The organism is Streptomyces sp. NPDC050564 (genome assembly GCF_044457265.1).
In the GTDB taxonomy this organism is placed as follows: domain Bacteria; phylum Actinomycetota; class Actinomycetes; order Streptomycetales; family Streptomycetaceae; genus Streptomyces.
This window is the reverse complement of sequence record NZ_JBITGS010000001.1, coordinates 524884-543449: the sequence shown is the minus strand read 5'-3', so window position 1 is coordinate 543449 and position 18566 is coordinate 524884. Positions and strand designations below refer to the sequence as shown.

Annotated in this window: 15 protein-coding genes and 2 tRNA genes; 15 read left to right on the top strand and 2 right to left on the bottom strand. The window is 67.7% G+C overall.

Going from position 1 to position 18566, the window contains the following annotated elements; translation table 11 throughout:
- Positions 1-106: 106 nt before the first annotated feature.
- Together ACIBK0_RS02375 and ACIBK0_RS02370 are read left to right on the top strand one after the other, a co-directional pair.
- Positions 107-1477: a lipocalin-like domain-containing protein gene (locus ACIBK0_RS02375; RefSeq protein WP_399074661.1), complete on the top strand. Its 1371-nt coding sequence runs from the start codon at positions 107-109 to the stop codon at positions 1475-1477.
- A 407-nt stretch (positions 1478-1884) separates the two neighbouring features.
- Entirely contained in the window at positions 1885-2790 is a 906-nt protein-coding gene (locus tag ACIBK0_RS02370) for a tyrosine-type recombinase/integrase (protein WP_399074659.1), read from the top strand.
- A 66-nt stretch (positions 2791-2856) separates the two neighbouring features.
- Here ACIBK0_RS02370 and ACIBK0_RS02365 read toward each other — a convergent pair.
- Positions 2857-2930: transfer RNA gene (locus ACIBK0_RS02365), tRNA-Gly, on the bottom strand.
- A 155-nt stretch (positions 2931-3085) separates the two neighbouring features.
- Between ACIBK0_RS02365 and ACIBK0_RS02360 the strand changes: the two genes are divergently transcribed.
- From ACIBK0_RS02360 to ACIBK0_RS02335, 6 genes are all read left to right on the top strand, one after another.
- A tRNA-Pro gene (locus ACIBK0_RS02360) sits at positions 3086-3162 on the top strand.
- 202 nt (positions 3163-3364) lie between these two features.
- Positions 3365-4765 carry a trigger factor gene (tig, locus tag ACIBK0_RS02355; RefSeq protein WP_399074657.1) on the top strand — a complete coding sequence of 467 codons (1401 nt, stop codon included), beginning with the start codon at positions 3365-3367 and terminating at the stop codon, positions 4763-4765.
- 445 nt (positions 4766-5210) lie between these two features.
- Positions 5211-5819 (top strand): ATP-dependent Clp protease proteolytic subunit, encoded by a 609-nt coding sequence (locus tag ACIBK0_RS02350; RefSeq protein WP_391355491.1) that lies wholly within the window; start codon positions 5211-5213, stop codon positions 5817-5819.
- A 117-nt stretch (positions 5820-5936) separates the two neighbouring features.
- Positions 5937-6617: an ATP-dependent Clp protease proteolytic subunit gene (locus tag ACIBK0_RS02345; RefSeq protein WP_362087703.1), complete on the top strand. Its 681-nt coding sequence runs from the start codon at positions 5937-5939 to the stop codon at positions 6615-6617.
- Positions 6618-6777: 160 nt separating this feature from the next.
- The gene (clpX, locus tag ACIBK0_RS02340; RefSeq protein ID WP_189185069.1) at positions 6778-8064 is read left to right on the top strand and encodes an ATP-dependent Clp protease ATP-binding subunit ClpX; all 1287 of its coding nucleotides are present in this window, start codon (positions 6778-6780) and stop codon (positions 8062-8064) included.
- 63 nt (positions 8065-8127) lie between these two features.
- The gene (locus ACIBK0_RS02335; protein WP_399074654.1) at positions 8128-8526 is read left to right on the top strand and encodes a hypothetical protein; all 399 of its coding nucleotides are present in this window, start codon (positions 8128-8130) and stop codon (positions 8524-8526) included.
- A 74-nt stretch (positions 8527-8600) separates the two neighbouring features.
- Here the strand turns inward: ACIBK0_RS02335 and ACIBK0_RS02330 are convergent, their stop codons facing one another.
- Positions 8601-9542: a hypothetical protein gene (locus tag ACIBK0_RS02330; RefSeq protein WP_399074652.1), complete on the bottom strand. Its 942-nt coding sequence runs from the start codon at positions 9540-9542 to the stop codon at positions 8601-8603.
- A gap of 136 nt (positions 9543-9678) precedes the next feature.
- On the opposite strand from ACIBK0_RS02330, the gene ACIBK0_RS02325 reads away from it, so the two are divergent.
- The 7 genes from ACIBK0_RS02325 to mreD all read left to right on the top strand — a co-directional run bounded on the left by ACIBK0_RS02325 (position 9679) and on the right by mreD (position 18434).
- Positions 9679-12303, top strand: a complete 2625-nt coding sequence (locus ACIBK0_RS02325; protein ID WP_399074650.1) for a valine--tRNA ligase — start codon at positions 9679-9681, stop codon at positions 12301-12303.
- 299 nt (positions 12304-12602) lie between these two features.
- A complete protein-coding gene (locus ACIBK0_RS02320; protein ID WP_399074648.1) occupies positions 12603-14141 on the top strand; it encodes a bifunctional folylpolyglutamate synthase/dihydrofolate synthase in 1539 nt (512 codons plus the stop codon).
- Positions 14142-14146: 5 nt separating this feature from the next.
- Positions 14147-14536 carry a DUF4233 domain-containing protein gene (locus ACIBK0_RS02315; protein ID WP_399074646.1) on the top strand — a complete coding sequence of 130 codons (390 nt, stop codon included), beginning with the start codon at positions 14147-14149 and terminating at the stop codon, positions 14534-14536.
- A gap of 209 nt (positions 14537-14745) precedes the next feature.
- Entirely contained in the window at positions 14746-15159 is a 414-nt protein-coding gene (gene ndk, locus ACIBK0_RS02310) for a nucleoside-diphosphate kinase (RefSeq protein ID WP_369246568.1), read from the top strand.
- Positions 15160-15533: 374 nt separating this feature from the next.
- Positions 15534-16553, top strand: a complete 1020-nt coding sequence (locus ACIBK0_RS02305) for a rod shape-determining protein (protein ID WP_037747701.1) — start codon at positions 15534-15536, stop codon at positions 16551-16553.
- A gap of 252 nt (positions 16554-16805) precedes the next feature.
- Positions 16806-17744 carry a rod shape-determining protein MreC gene (gene mreC / locus ACIBK0_RS02300; protein ID WP_399074643.1) on the top strand — a complete coding sequence of 313 codons (939 nt, stop codon included), beginning with the start codon at positions 16806-16808 and terminating at the stop codon, positions 17742-17744.
- Positions 17745-17762: 18 nt separating this feature from the next.
- Positions 17763-18434 (top strand): rod shape-determining protein MreD, encoded by a 672-nt coding sequence (gene mreD, locus ACIBK0_RS02295; protein WP_399074641.1) that lies wholly within the window; start codon positions 17763-17765, stop codon positions 18432-18434.
- The last annotated feature ends 132 nt before the right edge of the window (positions 18435-18566 follow it).

Genomic DNA, 18566 nt, shown 5'->3' with positions numbered 1-18566 from the left:
GTGCGCTCTCGAGATGCCGTGCATGCACCTCCGCCATACAGTCACAGCACACATCACACGCTGCAACTTCTAGTTGTATTCGGTGACTGGCTCGGAGGGACAGCACATGCCGCAGAACGCGAGCGGGAAGACACCGCAGGCGCACAACGCCGCGGAAGGCGAGCCCTCCACGGGCGACGTCGCCGTCACGGCCCCCAGTCGGCGCCGCGTCCTGTTCTCGGGACTGGCGGTGGCGGCCGCTGCGCCTCTGGCAGGATGCACCTCGGTCACCGCGGAGGACGAGGCCAGCGGTCAGGCCAGCGGGGCGGCGTTGCGTGCGTCCAACGACCGGATCGCGACCAGCTCGGCCCAGGCCCTCTACACCCTCCCGCAGGACCACAAGTGGCACGGCGGCCCGTTCTACGACACCGGCGAGCTGGAGGAGTGGCACTACTGGACCGGATACGTCACCGACAAGGACACCGGCGAAGAGTTCGGACTCTTCTACAACCTCTTCCACGAGGGCGTCTCGCCCGGCAAGTACCAGTACCGCCCGTACTTCTCGCTGGGCAACCTCAAAACGCACGACTTCGTCTGGTCGGCCAATACCCTGACCTCGCCGCTGACGGCCACCGCACCGCCGCAGTCCACCTCGCCCGACGACTTCCAGTACAGCACCTCACAGAACGGTACGACCTTCACGACCGTCTACCGCGCCTCCCCCGACACCTGGAACCTGCACTTCAAGAGCCAGGCCAAGAACGTCAACCAGCCCATCACCATGGACCTGGAGACCAAGACGCAGAGTTCCTACGGCTACACACCCATGACGCCGTTCGGCGTGGAGAACGAGAACGCGCCCTGGCAGGGCAAGGCCGATCCGCAGACGATGAGATCGCTGTCCTACTACTACGGCGCTCCCAAGCAGAACGTCACCGGAACCGTCACCATCGGCAACCAGACACGGCACCTCACCGGATCGCTGTGGATGGAGCACCAGTGGGGCAACTTCCTGGTCTCCAAGCAGCCGTGGGGCACGGCCTACGTGTGGTCGGCGATCCAGTTCAACGACGGCTCGATCTTCACGTTCCGCCAGTGGTACGACCAGCAGAACAAACCGCTGTTGAACATCGGCCGCTACATGCACGCAACCCCGAACGCCAACCCCGAGTACGGGTTCGGAGAGGCGGTCCAATGGGTCCCGCTGCAGACCTGGAAGTCGACGGCCTCCGGGCGTAACTACCCCGTATTCGCACGTCTGTCCACTCCCTACGGGACGTGGTACTACACCCCGATCTTCGAGTCCTACGAGATGCCGATCGGCTACAAGCCCTACGGCACCAACGGCATCACCCTCTACGAGGGCGCCTCCTGGATCCGCAAGGACTCCCTCAACGGCCCCATCATCGGCAAGGCCTTCCTCGAACTGCCCAACAGCCTCACCAAGAACTTCCCCGAATTGTCATCCCAGCAGCCAACACCAAGCGGCAGCTCCTAGCTCTTGGGACAACTGCTGGCCCGCGCTGGCAGACCCGCCGCGACCTATCGGACTGGCCTCAAGCCACCACCTACCCCAGCTCCCACCCCGCGCACGCCCCTACGGACCCGCAGTCGCCGACGGCGCCCCTTCCATCCCGGTGCCGGCCGATCCCCCGCCGGAGGCATTGTTCTGACCGTGGCTTGCCCGTTCAGGTTTCTACTCAGGGCCGTAAGTCGCTTGCGGCCCCAGGGGCACGGCCCCGGCGCCGAAGGCGCAGAGGGGTCGGGCCCAAGGGGCCAGCCCGCGCTTGCGCGGGTCCTTGATGACGTAGGGAAACTCTGTCCGCGCCATGATCCGGAACGTCCGGCGGTCCGTACGCCGCAGCATGGATCGAGGAACGCGAACTGACCACCACCACACGGCAGTTGTACTGCTCGCTCCTGCGTCACCACCTCGAACCCGCTTTCGGGGCGGTCAACGTCGCCGAGATCTCGCCTCCGCTGGTGCGCCGCTGGCGTGCTGACAAGCTTGCGTCCGGTGTGGGACCGACGACCGTCGCCAAGGCGTACGCCCTGCTACGCGCGATCATGGGTACCGCCGTGGCCGATCAGATGATCAGGCGCAACCCGTGCACGATCAAGGGTGCGAGCACCGTGCACACCCCGGAGCGGCCGACCGACACCGTGCAGGAGGTCTACGACCTTGCCGACGCGATCCAGCCGCGTTACCGGGCGCTCGTGCTCCTGGCCGGATTCCTCGGCCGGCGCTGGGGTGAGCTGGTCGGCCTGCACCGCCGGGACATCGACCTTGACGGGGGCGCCCTGCGTGTCCGCCGCGCCGTCGCCGAGCTGAACAACGGGCAACGGGAGATCAAGGCGCCCAAGAGCGCTGCGGGCAAGCGCACCGTGGCGATCCCGGGCGCGATCCTTCCGGACGTCCGCGATCACCTGGCGCGGTACGCCGAGCCGGGCGTCGACGGCCGCGTCTTCATCGGTGCCAAGGGGGCGACCCCGCGCCGTAACCACTTCAACCGGCTGTGGCGTAAGGCCTGCACGGACGCCGGAATCAAGGGCCTGCACTTCCATGATCTTCGGCACACGGGCAACACGCTCGCCGCGTCGACAGGTGCGAGTACGCGAGAGCTGATGGCGCGTATGGGTCACAGCACCGCCCGCGCTGCGTTGATCTATCAGCACGCGAGCGCCGACCGTGATCGGCTGATTGCCGACGCGGTGAGCGGGCTGGTCAACAAGGGGCGGAAGAAGATTCGGAAGGCAAAGAAAAAACAAGATCGAAAGCCCAAGGGGCACGAGGGGGACACGCGGGACTGATCGGAGTCCCGGAAAGCGATCAGGGCCAGGCGGAGGAATGAACCTCTGACCTGGCCCTGAGCCATATGGAGCGGGCGACGGGAATCGAACCCGCGTAGCTAGTTTGGAAGACTAGGGCTCTACCATTGAGCTACGCCCGCGAGCAGGACGCGCCGCAGGTCAGTGACCGCGGCACAGGAGGCATCGTAGCGGGTCGTACCCCTTCGATGCACACCCCGTTTCCCGTGCCGCACAGGCGCTCGCGAAATGCGGCAGCCCCGCTGCCTGCGGGCATGTACCCTACGTGTCGCACCGACGGGGTGTGGCGCAGCTTGGTAGCGCGTCCGCTTTGGGAGCGGAAGGCCGTGGGTTCAAATCCCGCCACCCCGACCACCGGCCGGAACCCGCCAGGGCTCCGCGCGTCGCAAGATCACCTTTTGGGGCGTGTACCGCCTGCGGTTACTATGCAAGCTGCGCGCCCGTGTGTCTGCACTCTTACGTCTCTCAAGGGCCGCGAATCCGCCTAAGGCTCTGCCCGACTCGGCAGAAGCACGCAGCAGAACCCCCAAGAAGTCAGCCACAAGGAGACCGAACCGTGAAGAGCGCCGTGGAGACCCTGAACCCGACCCGGGTTCGGCTCACTGTCGAGGTGCCCTTCGAGGAGCTCAAGGACAGCCTCGACGCGGCGTACAAGAAGATCAACCAGCAGGTCACGGTGAAGGGCTTCCGGAAGGGCAAGATCCCGGCGCGCGTCATCGACCAGCGGTTCGGTCGCGGCGCCGTACTCGAAGAGGCCGTCAACGACGCGCTCCCGAAGTTCTACACCGAAGCGGTCAACGAGGCTGAGCTGAACGTCCTCGGCCAGCCCGAGGTCGACATCACCGAGCTGAAGGACGGCGAGACGCTGAACTTCACCGCCGAGGTCGACATTCGCCCGACCATCGAGATCCCGGACTACTCCGGCATCGAGGTCGAGGTCGACGCCGTCGAGGTCAGCGACGAGGACGTCGAGAAGGCCGTCTCCGACCTGCGCGAGCGCTTCGCGTCGACCTCCCCGGTCGAGCGCGCCGCCCAGGACGGCGACGTCGTCACCATCGACCTGGAGGCCAAGGTCGACGGCGAGGTCCTCGAGGACGGCATCGCCAGCGGTGTCTCCTACACCATCGGCTCCGGCGAGCTGCTCGACGGCATCGACGAGGCCGTGACGGGCGTGGAGGCCGGTGGCGAGGCCACCTTCACCTCCGAGCTCAAGGGCGGCTCCGCGGCCGGCAAGGAGGCCGAGGTCACCGTCAAGGTCACCCAGGTCGCCGCGCGCGAACTCCCCGAGCTGGACGACGACTTCGCGCAGCTCGCCTCCGAGTTCGACACCCTGGAGGAGCTGAAGGCGGACAGCCGCAAGCGCCTCGAGAACATGAAGCAGTATGACCAGGCCACGCAGGCCCAGGAGCGCGTCCTGGAGAAGCTGCTCGAGCTGGTCGAGGTGCCCGTCCCCGAGAAGCTGCTCGAGGACGAGATCAACACCCGTAAGCACAACCTCGAGCACCACCAGCTCGGCCAGATGGGTCTCGACCTCGCGAAGTACCTGGAGATCCAGGGCAAGACCGAGGAAGAGTTCGATGCCGAGACCAAGGAAGCGGCGGTCAAGGGCATCAAGACCCAGTTCGTCCTTGACGAGCTCGTCAACAAGGAGAAGCTGAACGTCAACCAGGAGGAGCTCACCGAGCACCTCATGCGGCGCGCTGCCTCCTCCGGCATGTCCCCCGACCAGTTCGCCCAGGCCGTCGTCGAGGGCGGCCAGGTCCCGATGCTCGTCGGCGAGGTCGCCCGCGGCAAGGCCCTCGCGGTCGTCGTCGAGGCCGCCACGGTCAAGGACACGAACGGCGAGATCGTCGACCTCGAGGACGAGGACGAGACGGAGACGGCCACGGAGGTCGCCGCCGAGGTCACCGAGGGTGAGGCCGCCGAGGCCTCCTCCGAGGAGAGCACCGAGGCCTGATCACCTCGCTGCACCGAGGCCTGATCGCCTCGCTGGACAACTGGACGGGGCTCCCGGGGACACCGGGGGCCCCGTCGGGCTTTGTAAGGGGGGCGCGGGGAACTGCGCGAGCAACCCCCACAAAGCCCCGGACGCGCCTGCCGTGCCCAGGGCATCGGCAGGTGCGGCTTGTGGTGGCGGGTGCGGCTTGTAGTGGGCTGATCGCGCAGTTCCCGCGCTCCTTCGAGGCGCCCCGGGCGTGCCGCCCGACCTGCGCTCACAGCGAACAGTTCCTTCTGCGGGATTCACCGGAGGGACCAGCGCGTTAGGGTCCATGAATACGAGGGCAGGGGAGTCCCCGAAGCCGCCCCGAGCGGTGTTGGACCGGGGTCCCACGCCCCCAGCAGACGACGTGAGACGGCCCGGCGCCGTCGTAAGACGAGCAGGTGGATACGTGACGAATCTGATGCCCTCCGCCGCCGGCGAGCCTTCCATCGGTGGTGGCCTCGGCGACCAGGTCTACAACCGGCTGCTCAACGAGCGGATCATCTTCCTCGGCCAGCCGGTGGACGACGACATCGCCAACAAGATCACCGCGCAGTTGCTGCTCCTTGCCTCCGACCCGGACAAGGACATCTACCTCTACATCAACAGCCCCGGCGGATCGATCACGGCCGGCATGGCGATCTACGACACCATGCAGTACATCAAGAACGACGTGGTGACCATCGCCATGGGCATGGCGGCCTCGATGGGCCAGTTCCTGCTCAGCGCCGGTACCCCCGGCAAGCGCTTCGCACTGCCGAACGCCGAGATCCTGATCCACCAGCCCTCGGCCGGCCTCGCCGGCTCCGCGTCGGACATCAAGATCCACGCCGAGCGGCTGCTGCACACCAAGAAGCGGATGGCGGAGCTGACCGCCTTCCACACCGGCCAGACGGTGGAGCAGGTCACCATCGACTCGGACCGCGACCGCTGGTTCGACCCGATCGAGGCCAAGGAGTACGGCCTCATCGACGACATCATGCCCACCGCTGCCGGTATGCCGGGCGGCGGCGGCACCGGGGCGGCGTAAGCCCCTCAGCGCCCTCCAGGGCGGCGCAGGCCGGTTCCACCGCCCCCAGGCGGCCGCGAGCCGTCCAGCGCCCCCAGCCGACCGCCTCAGCCCTTATCAGGCTCTTCAGGAGACACAGTGAACGACTTCCCCGGCAGCGGCCTCTACGCCCGCACGCAGGCCGAGTACACCGGTCCTCGCGCGGAGTCCCGCTACGTCATCCCGCGCTTCGTCGAGCGCACCTCGCAGGGCGTGCGTGAGTACGACCCGTACGCGAAGCTCTTCGAGGAGCGCGTGATCTTCCTCGGCGTGCAGATCGACGACGCCTCCGCCAACGACGTCATGGCGCAGCTGCTGTGCCTGGAGTCGATGGACCCCGACCGTGACATCTCGGTCTACATCAACAGCCCCGGTGGTTCCTTCACGGCGCTCACTGCCATCTACGACACGATGCAGTTCGTGAAGCCCGACATTCAGACGGTCTGCATGGGACAGGCGGCCTCGGCCGCCGCGATCCTGCTGGCCGCCGGTACGCCGGGCAAGCGCATGGCGCTTCCGAACGCGCGTGTGCTGATCCACCAGCCCTACAGCGAGACCGGCCGCGGCCAGGTCTCGGACCTCGAAATCGCCGCGAACGAGATCCTCCGGATGCGTGCGCAGCTGGAAGAGATGCTGGCCAAGCACTCGACCACGCCGATCGAGAAGATCCGCGAGGACATCGAGCGCGACAAGATCCTCACCGCTGAGGACGCGCTGGCGTACGGCCTGATCGACCAGATCATCTCCACCCGCAAGATGAACAATTCCGCGGTCGTCTGACGTATCGCTGTATCGTCTGCCGCTCCTTGGCGTGGTTCACGACAAAGTGAACCACGCCAAGGGGGGCCCGAACGGGGGGCTCGGCAAGGTACCGTCGGACATAAGGCAGCACCAGGAGCCGCTGGACCTAGGCGTCTCCCAGGCGAAGGGGAAGCACACCGTGGCACGCATCGGTGACGGCGGCGATCTGCTCAAGTGCTCGTTCTGTGGCAAGAGCCAGAAGCAGGTCAAGAAGCTCATCGCAGGCCCCGGTGTGTACATCTGCGACGAGTGCATCGATCTCTGCAACGAGATCATCGAGGAAGAGCTCGCGGAGACGAGCGAGGTCCGATGGGAGGAGCTCCCGAAGCCTCGCGAGATCTACGAGTTCCTCGAGGGGTACGTGGTCGGCCAGGAGTCGGCCAAGAAAGCTCTCTCGGTCGCGGTGTACAACCACTACAAGCGGGTCCAGGCCGGCGAGAACAGCACGGGCCAGAACCGCGATGACGCCATCGAGTTGGCGAAGTCGAACATCCTGCTGCTGGGCCCCACGGGCTCCGGCAAGACACTGCTCGCCCAGACCCTGGCGCGCATGCTCAACGTTCCGTTCGCCATCGCCGACGCGACGGCGCTGACGGAGGCGGGGTATGTCGGCGAGGACGTCGAGAACATCCTTCTGAAGCTCATCCAGGCGGCCGACTACGACGTCAAGAAGGCCGAGACGGGCATCATCTACATCGACGAGATCGACAAGGTGGCTCGTAAGAGCGAGAACCCGTCGATCACGCGAGACGTGTCCGGCGAGGGCGTGCAGCAGGCCCTCCTCAAGATCCTCGAAGGCACGACGGCGTCAGTCCCGCCCCAGGGCGGCCGCAAGCACCCCCACCAGGAATTCATCCAGATCGACACGACGAACGTCCTGTTCATCGTGGGCGGCGCCTTCGCTGGCCTGGAGAAGCTCATCGAGTCCCGTGCCGGGGCGAAGGGGATCGGCTTCGGTGCGACGATCCGCTCGAAGCGCGAGCTGGAGTCGAAGGACCAGTTCGAGGACGTCATGCCCGAGGACCTGGTCAAGTTCGGCATGATCCCCGAGTTCATCGGCCGCCTCCCGGTCATCACCTCGGTCCACAACCTGGACCGCGAGGCCCTCCTCCAGATCCTGGTGGAGCCCCGCAACGCCCTGGTGAAGCAGTACCAGCGCCTCTTCGAACTCGACGGTGTGGAACTGGACTTCGAGCGCGAGGCCCTCGAAGCCATCGCCGACCAGGCCATCCTGAGGCAGACCGGCGCCCGAGGGCTCCGCGCCATCATGGAAGAGGTCCTGATGTCGGTGATGTACGAGGTCCCGTCCCGCAAGGACGTGGCCCGCGTCGTCATCACCGCGGACGTCGTCCACTCGAACGTGAACCCGACACTGATCCCGCGGGACGCCCGCGGACGGGGTCCGGGGGAGCAGAAGACGGCATAGCCGGTTCCAGTACGACGGAGGGGGCGCCCAGCGGATTTCGCTGGACGCCCCCTCCGTCGATCCATGCCCGGATCAAGCCACGTTGAGGTCGGTCACTTGTGCGACACCCGCGTCGGTGATCTTCTTGATCGCCGCGAGGCCGACCACCTCGCGGCAAGTGAAACGGGAGGGACAGACATGAAGATGAGGCGCGCGCTGGCGGCCGTGTCCGTGGTTGCCGCGGCAGCCGTCACGCCGGTGGTTACGGCCACGGCAGCACACGCGGCACGGAGCACATGCGTGAACTACCTCGGAAACCTGGGGCTTTACCAGATCGGGCCCAAGGTGAAGGAGGCTTGCAGTCACCCGGCGTACAACGGCCCCCTCGGCGACGGCAAGGTGCCCAACCCTGCCTGCTACAACCCCCTCACGGACATAGGCGTGCGCGGGATACACGCTTATAGGGCCTGCGTCCGCGCTTGAGGTCGGGCCGGTCATGGCCAAGGGCGCCCGGCGGGACTCACCGGGCGCCCTTGGCGTCAATTGCCGTGCAGTCGTCAGATCTTGACGCGCACGTCCTTGCGGAGCTTGCCCGCCATGTCCGCGGTGTCCGACAGGGACCCACTCTTGCCGGCCATCATGCTCGCCACGTCAGTGGCGATCACCAGGCCGATGGTGCTGTGGTCACCCCAGATGCAGGTCGGCACGGTGAACTCCTTGGGACCGGAGGCGGCGCTGCTCGACGACGCATCGTCGTTCTTGATCTTCACGGCCTGGCATTTGAGGACGGCGCCGTCCAAGTCGAACTTCTGCGGGCTGCCGACGGGCGTGCCTTCGCTGTCGTCCTTGGAGGCCTCGGTCTTCATGTGCGCGTACATGGCGTCGACGACCTTCTCCGGGTCCTCGATGGTGCCGTAGACACCGCTGAACTGCAGCACCTTCTGCGCCAGCGGATTGCTCTTGTCGCCGGACTGGTACTGGGCGCTGACGTCCTTGGGGTTCTGCACACCCCACTTCTTGGCGTCCTCGATGTCGCTCTTGGACATCGTGTCGCTGTCACTCTCGCCCTTCGTGTACTCGCCGCTGAGCACCTTGGCCGGAGTTGTCAGCTTGTGGGCGCCGTCGTCGGCGACGCTCGAGCCGCCCCCGCCCCCGCCGATCACGAAGTACGCCCCCACCGCGATCGCCGCCACGACGGCGACGGCGCCGATGATCAGGCCCGTCTTCTTCTTGCCGCCGCTCGGGGCGGGCGGCTGCGGCACGGCGCCGTAGGGCTGCTGGCCGTAGGGAGGCTGCTGGCCGTACGGGGGAGTCTGCGGGGGGACGCCCTGGGGAGCCTGCTGGGGGTAGCCGTACCCGGGCTGCGCGGGGGGAGCCTGCTGCGGGTAGCCGTAGCCGGGCTGGGGGGCCTGCGGCTGCTGGCCGTAGGGGCCCGGCTGACCGTACGGTCCGGGCTGCTGGGGCTGCCCGCCGTACGGGCCCGGCTGGTTGTAGCTCATTACTGGGTTCCCCTCCAGATACTTATGTGTTCCCAACATCCTGGCGCACAGGTCACGCGGCCAAGTCCCCGGGGGCGGCACCGTTACCAAAGAATCGCGTTTCGGGACTGCCCCGTGACACCCCTAAACTGAGCCTGTGACCGAGAACGCTCATCAGCAGCCACCAGCGCCCAACACCGAACTGCCGACCCAGTACGCGCCGGCCGACGTAGAGGGGCCGCTGTACGAGCGCTGGGTAGAGCGGGGTTACTTCGAGGCCGACGCGAAGAGTGACAAGCCTCCATACACCGTCGTCATCCCGCCGCCGAACGTCACGGGCAGCCTGCACCTCGGGCACGCCTTCGAGCACACCCTCATCGACGCCCTCACGCGCCGCAAGCGCATGCAGGGCTACGAGACGCTGTGGCAGCCGGGCATGGACCACGCCGGCATCGCCACGCAGAACGTCGTCGAGCGGGAGCTCGGCAAGGAGGGCAAGTCCCGCCACGACCTGGGCCGTGAGGCCTTCGTCGAGCGTGTGTGGCAGTGGAAGGCCGAGTCCGGTGGGCAGATCTCCGGGCAGATGCGGCGCCTCGGTGACGGCGTCGCCTGGTCGCGTGAGCGCTTCACCATGGACGAAGGGCTCTCCCAGGCCGTCCAGACCATCTTCAAGAGGCTCTACGACGACGAGCTGATCTACCGCGCCGAGCGCATCATCAACTGGTGTCCGCGCTGCCTGACCGCCATCTCGGACATCGAGGTCGAGTACCAGGACGACGACGGCGAGCTCGTCTCGATGAAGTACGGCGAGGGGGACGACACCATCGTCGTCGCCACCACCCGTGCGGAGACCATGCTCGGTGACACGGCTGTCGCCGTTCACCCCGAGGACGAGCGGTACAAGCACCTGGTCGGCAAGCTCATCAGGCTGCCGCTGACCGACCGCTCCATCCCGGTCGTCGCCGACGAGCACGTCGACCCCGAGTTCGGCACCGGCGCCGTCAAGGTCACCCCGGCCCACGACCCGAACGACTTCGAGATCGGTCAGCGCCACGACCTGCCCGCCATCGCGGTGATGGACGAGCACGCCGTCATCACCGCCCACGGCCCCTTCCAAGGCCTGGACCGCCTCGAGGCCCGCTCGGCCATCGTCGCCGCGCTGCGCGCCGAGGGCCGGATCGTCGCCGAGAAGCGGCCCTACGTCCACAGCGTCGGCCACTGCTCGCGCTGCAAGACGACGATCGAGCCCCGCCTCTCCATGCAGTGGTGGGTCAAGGTCGGCCCCCTGGCCAAGGCCGCCGGTGACGCGGTCCGCGAGGGCAAGGTCAAGATCCATCCGCAGGAGATGGAGAAGCGGTACTTCGACTGGGTCGACAACCTCCACGACTGGTGCATCTCACGGCAGTTGTGGTGGGGGCACCGGATTCCGGTCTGGTACGGCCCGAACGGCGAGGTCGTCTGCGTCGGTCCCGACGACGAGGCGCCGACCGGCGAGGGCTGGCGTCAGGACACCGACGTCCTCGACACCTGGTTCTCCTCCGGCCTGTGGCCCTTCTCGACCCTCGGCTGGCCCGAACAGACCGAGAGCCTCGCGAAGTTCTACCCGAACTCCGTCCTGGTCACCGGCTACGACATCCTCTTCTTCTGGGTCGCCCGGATGATGATGTTCGGCCTGTACGCGATGGACGGCACCCCGCCGTTCCACACCATCGCCCTGCACGGCATGGTCCGCGACCAGTTCGGCAAGAAGATGTCGAAGTCCTTCGGCAACGCGGTCAACCCGCTGGACTGGATGGACAAGTACGGCAGCGACGCCCTGCGCTTCACTCTCGCCCGCGGCGCCAACCCCGGCGTCGACGTCCCGATCGGCGAAGACTGGGTCCAGGGCTCGCGCAACTTCGCCAACAAGATCTGGAACGCCACGCGCTTCGCGCTGATGAACGGCGCCACGGTCGAGGGCCCGCTGCCCTCGCCCGAGCAGATGTCGGCCACCGACCGCTGGATCCTGTCCCGCCTCAACTCGGTGGTCGCCGAGGTCGACGCCCTGTACGACGACTTCCAGTTCGCGAAGCTGTCCGATGCCCTGTTCCACTTCGCGTGGGACGAGGTCTTCGACTGGTACGTCGAGCTGTCCAAGACGACGTTCATGGGCGGCGGCGAGCCCGCGAGGGTCTCCGGCCGGGTCCTCGGCGAGGTCCTGGACGTGACGCTGCGTCTCCTCCACCCGGTCGTCCCGTTCGTCACGGAGACCCTCTGGACCACGCTCACCGGTGGCGAGTCGATCGTCATCGCCGAGTGGCCCAAGGACAGCGGCTTCCGCGACGCCGGCGCCGAGCGGGAGATCGAGACGCTTCAGCAGGTCATCACGGAGGTCCGCCGCTTCCGTGCCGACCAGGGCCTCCAGCCCGGCCAGCGCGTCCCGGCCCGGCTGGCCCTCGACGGCACCGCGCTGGCCCCGCACGAGGCGGCCATCCGCCAGCTGCTGCGCCTCCAGCCGGAGGGCGAGAGCTTCTCGGCCACGGCGACGCTGCCGGTCGCGGGTGCCACGGTCGCGCTCGACCTCTCCGGGACGATCGACGTCGCCGCGGAGCGCAAGCGCCTCGCCAAGGACCTCGCCGCCGCCGAGAAGGAGAAGGCCCAGGCGAACGCCAAGCTCGGCAACGAGGCGTTCCTCGCCAAGGCCCCGGACCACGTCGTGGAGAAGATCCGCACGCGGCTCGCCAAGGCGGACGAGGACATCGCCCGCATCAAGGCGCAACTGGACCGCCTGCCGGAGGCGTAGCCGCCGGTCGTACGTGCGCGAAGGCCCCCGGAACCTCCATGGTTCCGGGGGCCTTCGTCCGTCGTACGACCTTGTCGGTCATACGACTGTGTCGGTGGCAGTGCGGTTCCACGGTCACGCGGGCGATGGTCGGGCGGCGCCCATCACCCCATTGCATACAAAAGGTGGCTCCCACCGCCCGCGGTCAACAGGCGGCCCAAGGGGGTCTGGGGCGCAGCCGCAGGTACGGGACGGGCAGGGGCGGAGGGGGCGAAACCCCCACACGCCCAGACACAGCGGCGGCTCCGTAGACTGGCCTCGTGAGTGACCTCCCCCCGCACGACAGCAGCGAGTCAGACGAGCCGGAGCCGCGCGATTCGCTCGGCCTCTTCGACGAGATCGTCGCGGCCGAGACCGACCGCGACCCCGATCTCGCGGTGATCGAGGCCGGCAGCCGCACCCTGCGCACGCAGGGCACCGACGGCCGGCAGGCCGACGTCCCCGCCCGTCCGGCCGACCCCGAGGTCGACAAGGCGCTGCGCGAGGTCGAGGCGGAGCTGGCGACCCGCTGGGGCGAGACCAAGCTGGAGCCGTCGGTCAGCCGCATCGCCGCGCTGGTGGACGTTCTCGGGGAGCCGCAGCGCGCGTACCCCTCGATCCACATCACGGGCACGAACGGCAAGACCTCCACCGCCCGCATGATCGAGGCCCTGCTGGGCGCCTTCGACCTGCGCACCGGCCGCTACACCAGCCCCCATGTGCAGTCGATCACCGAGCGGATCAGCCTCGACGGCGCACCGATCTCCGCCGAGCGGTTCATCGAGACGTACAACGACATCAAGCCGTATGTGGAGATGATCGACGGTCAGCAGGAGTACCGGCTGTCGTTCTTCGAGGTGCTGACGGGCATGGCCTACGCGGCCTTCGCGGACGCCCCCGTCGATGTCGCCGTCGTCGAGGTCGGCATGGGCGGCAGCTGGGACGCCACCAACGTCATCGACGGGGACGTCGCCGTCATCACGCCCATCGATCTCGACCACACCGACCGGCTCGGCGAGACGCACGGCGAGATCGCCACGGAGAAGGCCGGCATCGTCAAGCAGGACGCCACCGTGATCCTGGCGCAGCAGCCGGTGGACGCGGCCCAGGTACTGCTGAAGAAGGCCGTCGAGGTCGACGCGACCGTGGCCCGGGAGGGCCTGGAGTTCGGGGTGGTCGCGCGACAGGTCGCCGTGGGCGGGCAGTTGGTGACGCTGCGCGGACTCGGCGGCGAGTACGAAGAGATCTTCCTGCCGCTGCACGGCGCCTACCAGGCGCACAACGCCGCCGTGGCGCTCGCCGCCGTCGAGGCGTTCTTCGGCATCGGTTCCGCGCACGCCCAGCGGCTCGACATCGACACCGTCCGCAAGGCCTTCGCCTCGGTGACCTCGCCGGGCCGCCTGGAGGTCGTACGCCGCTCGCCGACCGTCGTCGTGGACGCCGCGCACAATCCGGCGGGCGCCCGCGCCACCGCCGAGGCCGTCAGCGAGGTCTTCGACTTCAGCCGGTTGATCGGGGTCGTGGGCGCGAGCGGCGACAAGAACGTACGAGGGCTGCTCGAAGCCTTCGAGCCGATCTTCGCCGAGGTCGTCGTCACGCAGAACTCCAGTCATCGCGCGATGGACGCGGACGAGCTGGCCGGGATCGCCGTGGAGGTCTTCGGCGAGGACCGGGTGCAGGTCGAACCGCGGCTCGACGACGCACTGGAGGCCGCGATCACGCTCGCCGAGGAGGAGGGCGAGTACGCGGGCGGGGGCGTGCTGGTCACCGGTTCCGTCATCACCGTCGGCGAGGCCCGACTGCTCCTGGGGAGGGGCTGACCACTGTGCGTACGCTCTGTGCTTCCACGCTGATCGGCGAGTTCTTCGTCATCGGTTTCGCCGGGCTCGTCGCGATGAAGGATCCCGACCTTTCGACGTCCACGGTGTGGACGGTCTGCGGGGTCGTCATGGCGGTGAGCGTGCTGCTGTGCGGCATGATCACGCGGCCCGGGGGCGTCCAGCTCGGTTGGGCGCTGCAGATCGCGCTGATCGCGAGTGGGTTCGTGGTGCCGTCGATGTTCTTCCTGGGGGCGATCTTCGCAGCGCTGTGGTGGGCGTCGGTGCACTACGGGCGGAAGATCGACGAGGCGAAGGCGAGGTTTGCGGCGCAGGCGCAGGCCGAGACGCAGGCGTCGGCGGCCACGCCGGTCGAGGCCGGGGGTAACCCGGCGTAGGGGTGGCCGTCGGGTTTTGTTCGCCCCCTCCGCCCCTACCCGTCCCGTCCCTGGGGGCTGCCGCCCCCAGACCCCCGCATCGGCCTCGACGGCCTCGTCCTCAAACGCCGGACGGGCTGGAAGTCAAACGCCGGACGGGCTGAAAGGGCACCCAGCTACGCCCTGTAGCCTCGGTGACCCGCACACTTGTGACCTGAAGGAGCCACCCCGTGAGCCAGCGCACCCTTGTCCTCCTCAAGCCCGACGCCGTCCGTCGCGGCCTGACCGGCGAGATCATCAGCCGTATCGAGCGCAAGGCCGGCTGGCAGATCACCGCGCTGGAGCTGCGGACGCTGGACCAGGACACGCTGGAGCAGCACTACGGCGAGCACAAGGGCAAGCCCTTCTACGAGCCGCTGGTGGAGTTCATGGCGTCCGGGCCCGTCGTGGCGCTGGTCGTCGAGGGCGAGCGCGTGATCGAGGGACTCAGGGCGCTGGCGGGTCCCACGGACCCGATCGCGGCCGCCCCCGGCTCCATCCGGGGCGACTACGGTGTGATCGTCCGCGAGAACCTGATCCACGCCTCCGACTCCGAGGAGTCCGCCGAGCGCGAGCTGAAGATCTTCTTCCCCGGCCGCGTCTGAGCACCCTCCGGACATCGTCCGAAGCACCGCACGAGTGTCCTCCGAAGCGCCGCGCGGACATCACGCGGAGATCAATTTTCCAACATTTTTCTGAGGGATCGTCACGTCACTCGTATGCCTGACCTGGGACGGCCGAATGTTTTTCGGTCGTCCCGTGGCATATGCGTGCCGATCGGGGGAACGCGTTCCCCCGATGGACCGTCTCCACAAGCGGGGCGGCCCGTCATCTGCTGACAATGGCGAAGACCCTCGCGCAGTGTTCGGGCAGGCGCGTCTACGATGGAAGCCTTCACGTCACTGCACCCAACTCGCCGTCCTAAAAAGCCGTCAAAGCTCCACTTGGGAAGGCCAGACGAATCCTGATGGGGAACTCAATGTCGTTCATCGGCCGTGACATGGCTGTCGACCTCGGGACCGCCAACACGCTGGTGTACGTCAGGGGTCGCGGGATCGTACTCAACGAACCGTCCGTCGTCGCGATCAACACCAATACCGGTGGCATCCTCGCGGTCGGCGCGGAGGCGAAGAAGATGATCGGGCGGACGCCGGGCAACATCGTTGCCGTGCGCCCGCTGAAGGACGGTGTCATCGCCGACTTCGAGATCACCGAGCGTATGCTCCGCTACTTCATTCTGAAGATCCACAAGCGGCGCTACCTCGCCCGCCCCCGTGTCGTCGTCTGTGTGCCCTCGGGCATCACGGGTGTCGAGCGCCGCGCCGTCATCGAGGCGTCGTCCCAGGCCGGCGCCCGCCAAGTGCACATCATCGAGGAGCCCATGGCCGCGGCCATCGGTTCCGGCCTGCCGGTCCACGAGGCAACGGGCAACATGGTGGTGGACATCGGCGGCGGCACCACGGAGGTCGCGGTCATCTCGCTCGGCGGCATCGTCACCGCCCAGTCCATCCGCGTCGCGGGCGACGAGCTGGACAACGCGATCATCCAGCACATCAAGAAGGAGTACAGCCTTCTTCTGGGTGAGCGGACCGCCGAGCAGATCAAGATCACGATCGGTTCGGCGTACGACCTCGACAATGACGAACACACCGAAATCCGCGGCCGGGATCTCGTCTCCGGGCTGCCCAAGACCGTGGTCATCTCGGCCGCCGAAGTGCGCAAGGCGATCGAGGAACCCGTCAACGCCATCGTCGACGCCGTGAAGACGACCCTCGACAAGTGTCCGCCGGAGCTGTCCGGCGACGTGATGGACCGCGGAATCGTTCTGACCGGCGGTGGCGCCCTGTTGCGCGGGCTCGACGAGCGGCTGCGCCGCGAGACCGGTATGCCGATCCACATCGCCGAGGACCCGCTGGACAGCGTGGCGCTCGGCTCCGGCAAGTGCGTCGAGGAGTTCGAGGCGCTCCAGCAGGTCCTGGACGCCCAGCCGCGCAGATGAATTAATACTTCGATTCCGCCGTACGAGATGACCCCTTCTCGTACGGCGGATCGTTGGTATGGAGACATAAACTCCTCCGACATAGAGTCATAAGCTCACCCATAACAGCCCCCACACCAGCCCCACAACGGCCCCCCACACCAGCCACGTACAACAGCCCCCCATAACAGCCTCATCACACCCAGGGGCATGCTTCTGCCCGGGGTGCGCCCCTGTTGACCCAATCCAATGAGGAAGGCACGGCCGCCGCACGTGAGGGACACACGAGAGAGCCGGCTGCTCCTGGTGCTGCTGATCGCCATCGCGTTCGCACTGATCACGGTGGACATCCGCGGTGGGCAGGACTCACCGGTCGACGGTGCCCGCCAGGCCGCCGCGACGGTCTTCGGTCCGATCGAGAACGGGGTGTCGTCCGCGGTCGATCCCGTCGGCAATGCGATCTCAGCGGTTCGCGACTCGGGCGGTCGGCACGACCGCATCGCCCAACTCGAGCACGACAACGCCGCGTTGAAGGCGAAGCTCGGCAGCGACGACCGCAACCGCAGCCGCCTCAGGCAACTCAACAAGATGATCAACGTGGCGGCCGAGGGCCAATACGGCATCAAGGGCGGCGAGGTCATCGCCATAGGGGCGGCCCAGGGCTTCTCCTGGACCGTGACCATCGACGTCGGCGCCAACGACGGCATCAAGCGCGACATGACCGTGCTGAACGGGGACGGCCTGGTCGGCCGGATCACCACCGTGGGGCCGAACACGGCCACCGTGCTGCTCGCCAACGACCCCGATTTCACCGTAGGTACGCGGATGGAATCGAGCGACGAACTCGGCTTCGCCTCCGGACAGGGCGACCGCCCGCTGCGGGTGGAACTGCTCAACGGCAAGGCGAAGATCAACAAAGGTGACCGTCTGGTCACCTTCGGCTCGCAGGCCGACAAGCCGTTCGTGCCCGGCGTCCCGGTCGGTGCGGTGTCCCGTGTGGACCCCTCCAGCAGTGGCCTGACCCGCACGATCTACGTCAAGCCGTTCGTGTCGTTCACCAAGCTCGACATCGTCGGTGTCGTCGTCCAAGCACCCGGTAAGGACCCGCGCGACACCGTGCTGCCGCCGAAACCCAAGCCGACGCCCACACCGACGGTGACCGTGACGATCACCCCCTCGGAGTCCGTGTCCGTCGACGACCAGCAGCAGTAGCAGGAGGAGCCGAATCCCATGCGTTTCAACCGGATGCTGCTCTCCGCCACCCTGGTGGTCGTCGCCCTGGTGATCCAGGTGAGCGTGCTCGCCCGACTCCACCTCCCGGGCGCCGTCCCGGACCTGGTGCTGCTGACCGTGCTGGCCCTGGCCATGGTCTACGGCCATGTCGGCGGCGCCCTCATCGGCTTCGGCGCGGGCCTGCTCGCCGACCTCGCCCCACCCGCCGACCACGCCGCCGGGCGCTACGCCCTCGTACTGTGCGTCATCGGCTACTTCGCCGGACTGGTGAAGCCGGAGAACGGCCAGCTCAAGTCCGCGACCGGCCCGATGGCCGTGGTCGTCGCCGCCGCGGTCGGCTCCACGCTGCTGTACGCCGGTGTCGGCGCCCTCGTCGGCGACACCGCCGCCCGCCATGTCGGCCTCGGCAGCCTGCTGTTCACGGCCGCCCTGTACGACCTGCTGCTCGCGCCGTTCGTCGTCCCGGCACTGATGGCCCTGGCCCGGCGCGCCGAGAACAATCCGCTCGCCGAGACCAGCGGGTCCGCCAAGGCCGCCGACGTCTCCGTGGGCTGGCTGTCGTCCGGCACCGGACTGCGCATCGGCAGACAGCGCGGCGGGCTGCGGGTGAAGGCCGCCAAGGCGCGCGTCGCCCGCGCGGGACGCATCAAGGGGGTCAAGCGGCTGTGAGGACAGGGGTGAGGACGGCGATGAGGACAACTGCGAGTGCGGTTGCGCGCACAGGTGCGAGGGCAGCCGTGAGCGGATCTCAAGCGCCGCTCGTGTCACGGAAGTTGGCCGACCGCAGAGTCGCCGCACACA

Coding starts and splice junctions, on each gene's coding strand:
- ACIBK0_RS02375 (WP_399074661.1), top strand. CDS start 107: ATGCCGCAGAACGCGAGCGGGAAGACACCGCAGGCGCACAACGCCGCG.
- ACIBK0_RS02350 (WP_391355491.1), top strand. CDS start 5,211: ATGCCCTCCGCCGCCGGCGAGCCTTCCATCGGTGGTGGCCTCGGCGAC.
- ACIBK0_RS02335 (WP_399074654.1), top strand. CDS start 8,128: ATGCCCGGATCAAGCCACGTTGAGGTCGGTCACTTGTGCGACACCCGC.
- ACIBK0_RS02330 (WP_399074652.1), bottom strand. CDS start 9,542: ATGAGCTACAACCAGCCGGGCCCGTACGGCGGGCAGCCCCAGCAGCCC.
- ACIBK0_RS02305 (WP_037747701.1), top strand. CDS start 15,534: ATGTCGTTCATCGGCCGTGACATGGCTGTCGACCTCGGGACCGCCAAC.
- mreD (WP_399074641.1), top strand. CDS start 17,763: ATGCGTTTCAACCGGATGCTGCTCTCCGCCACCCTGGTGGTCGTCGCC.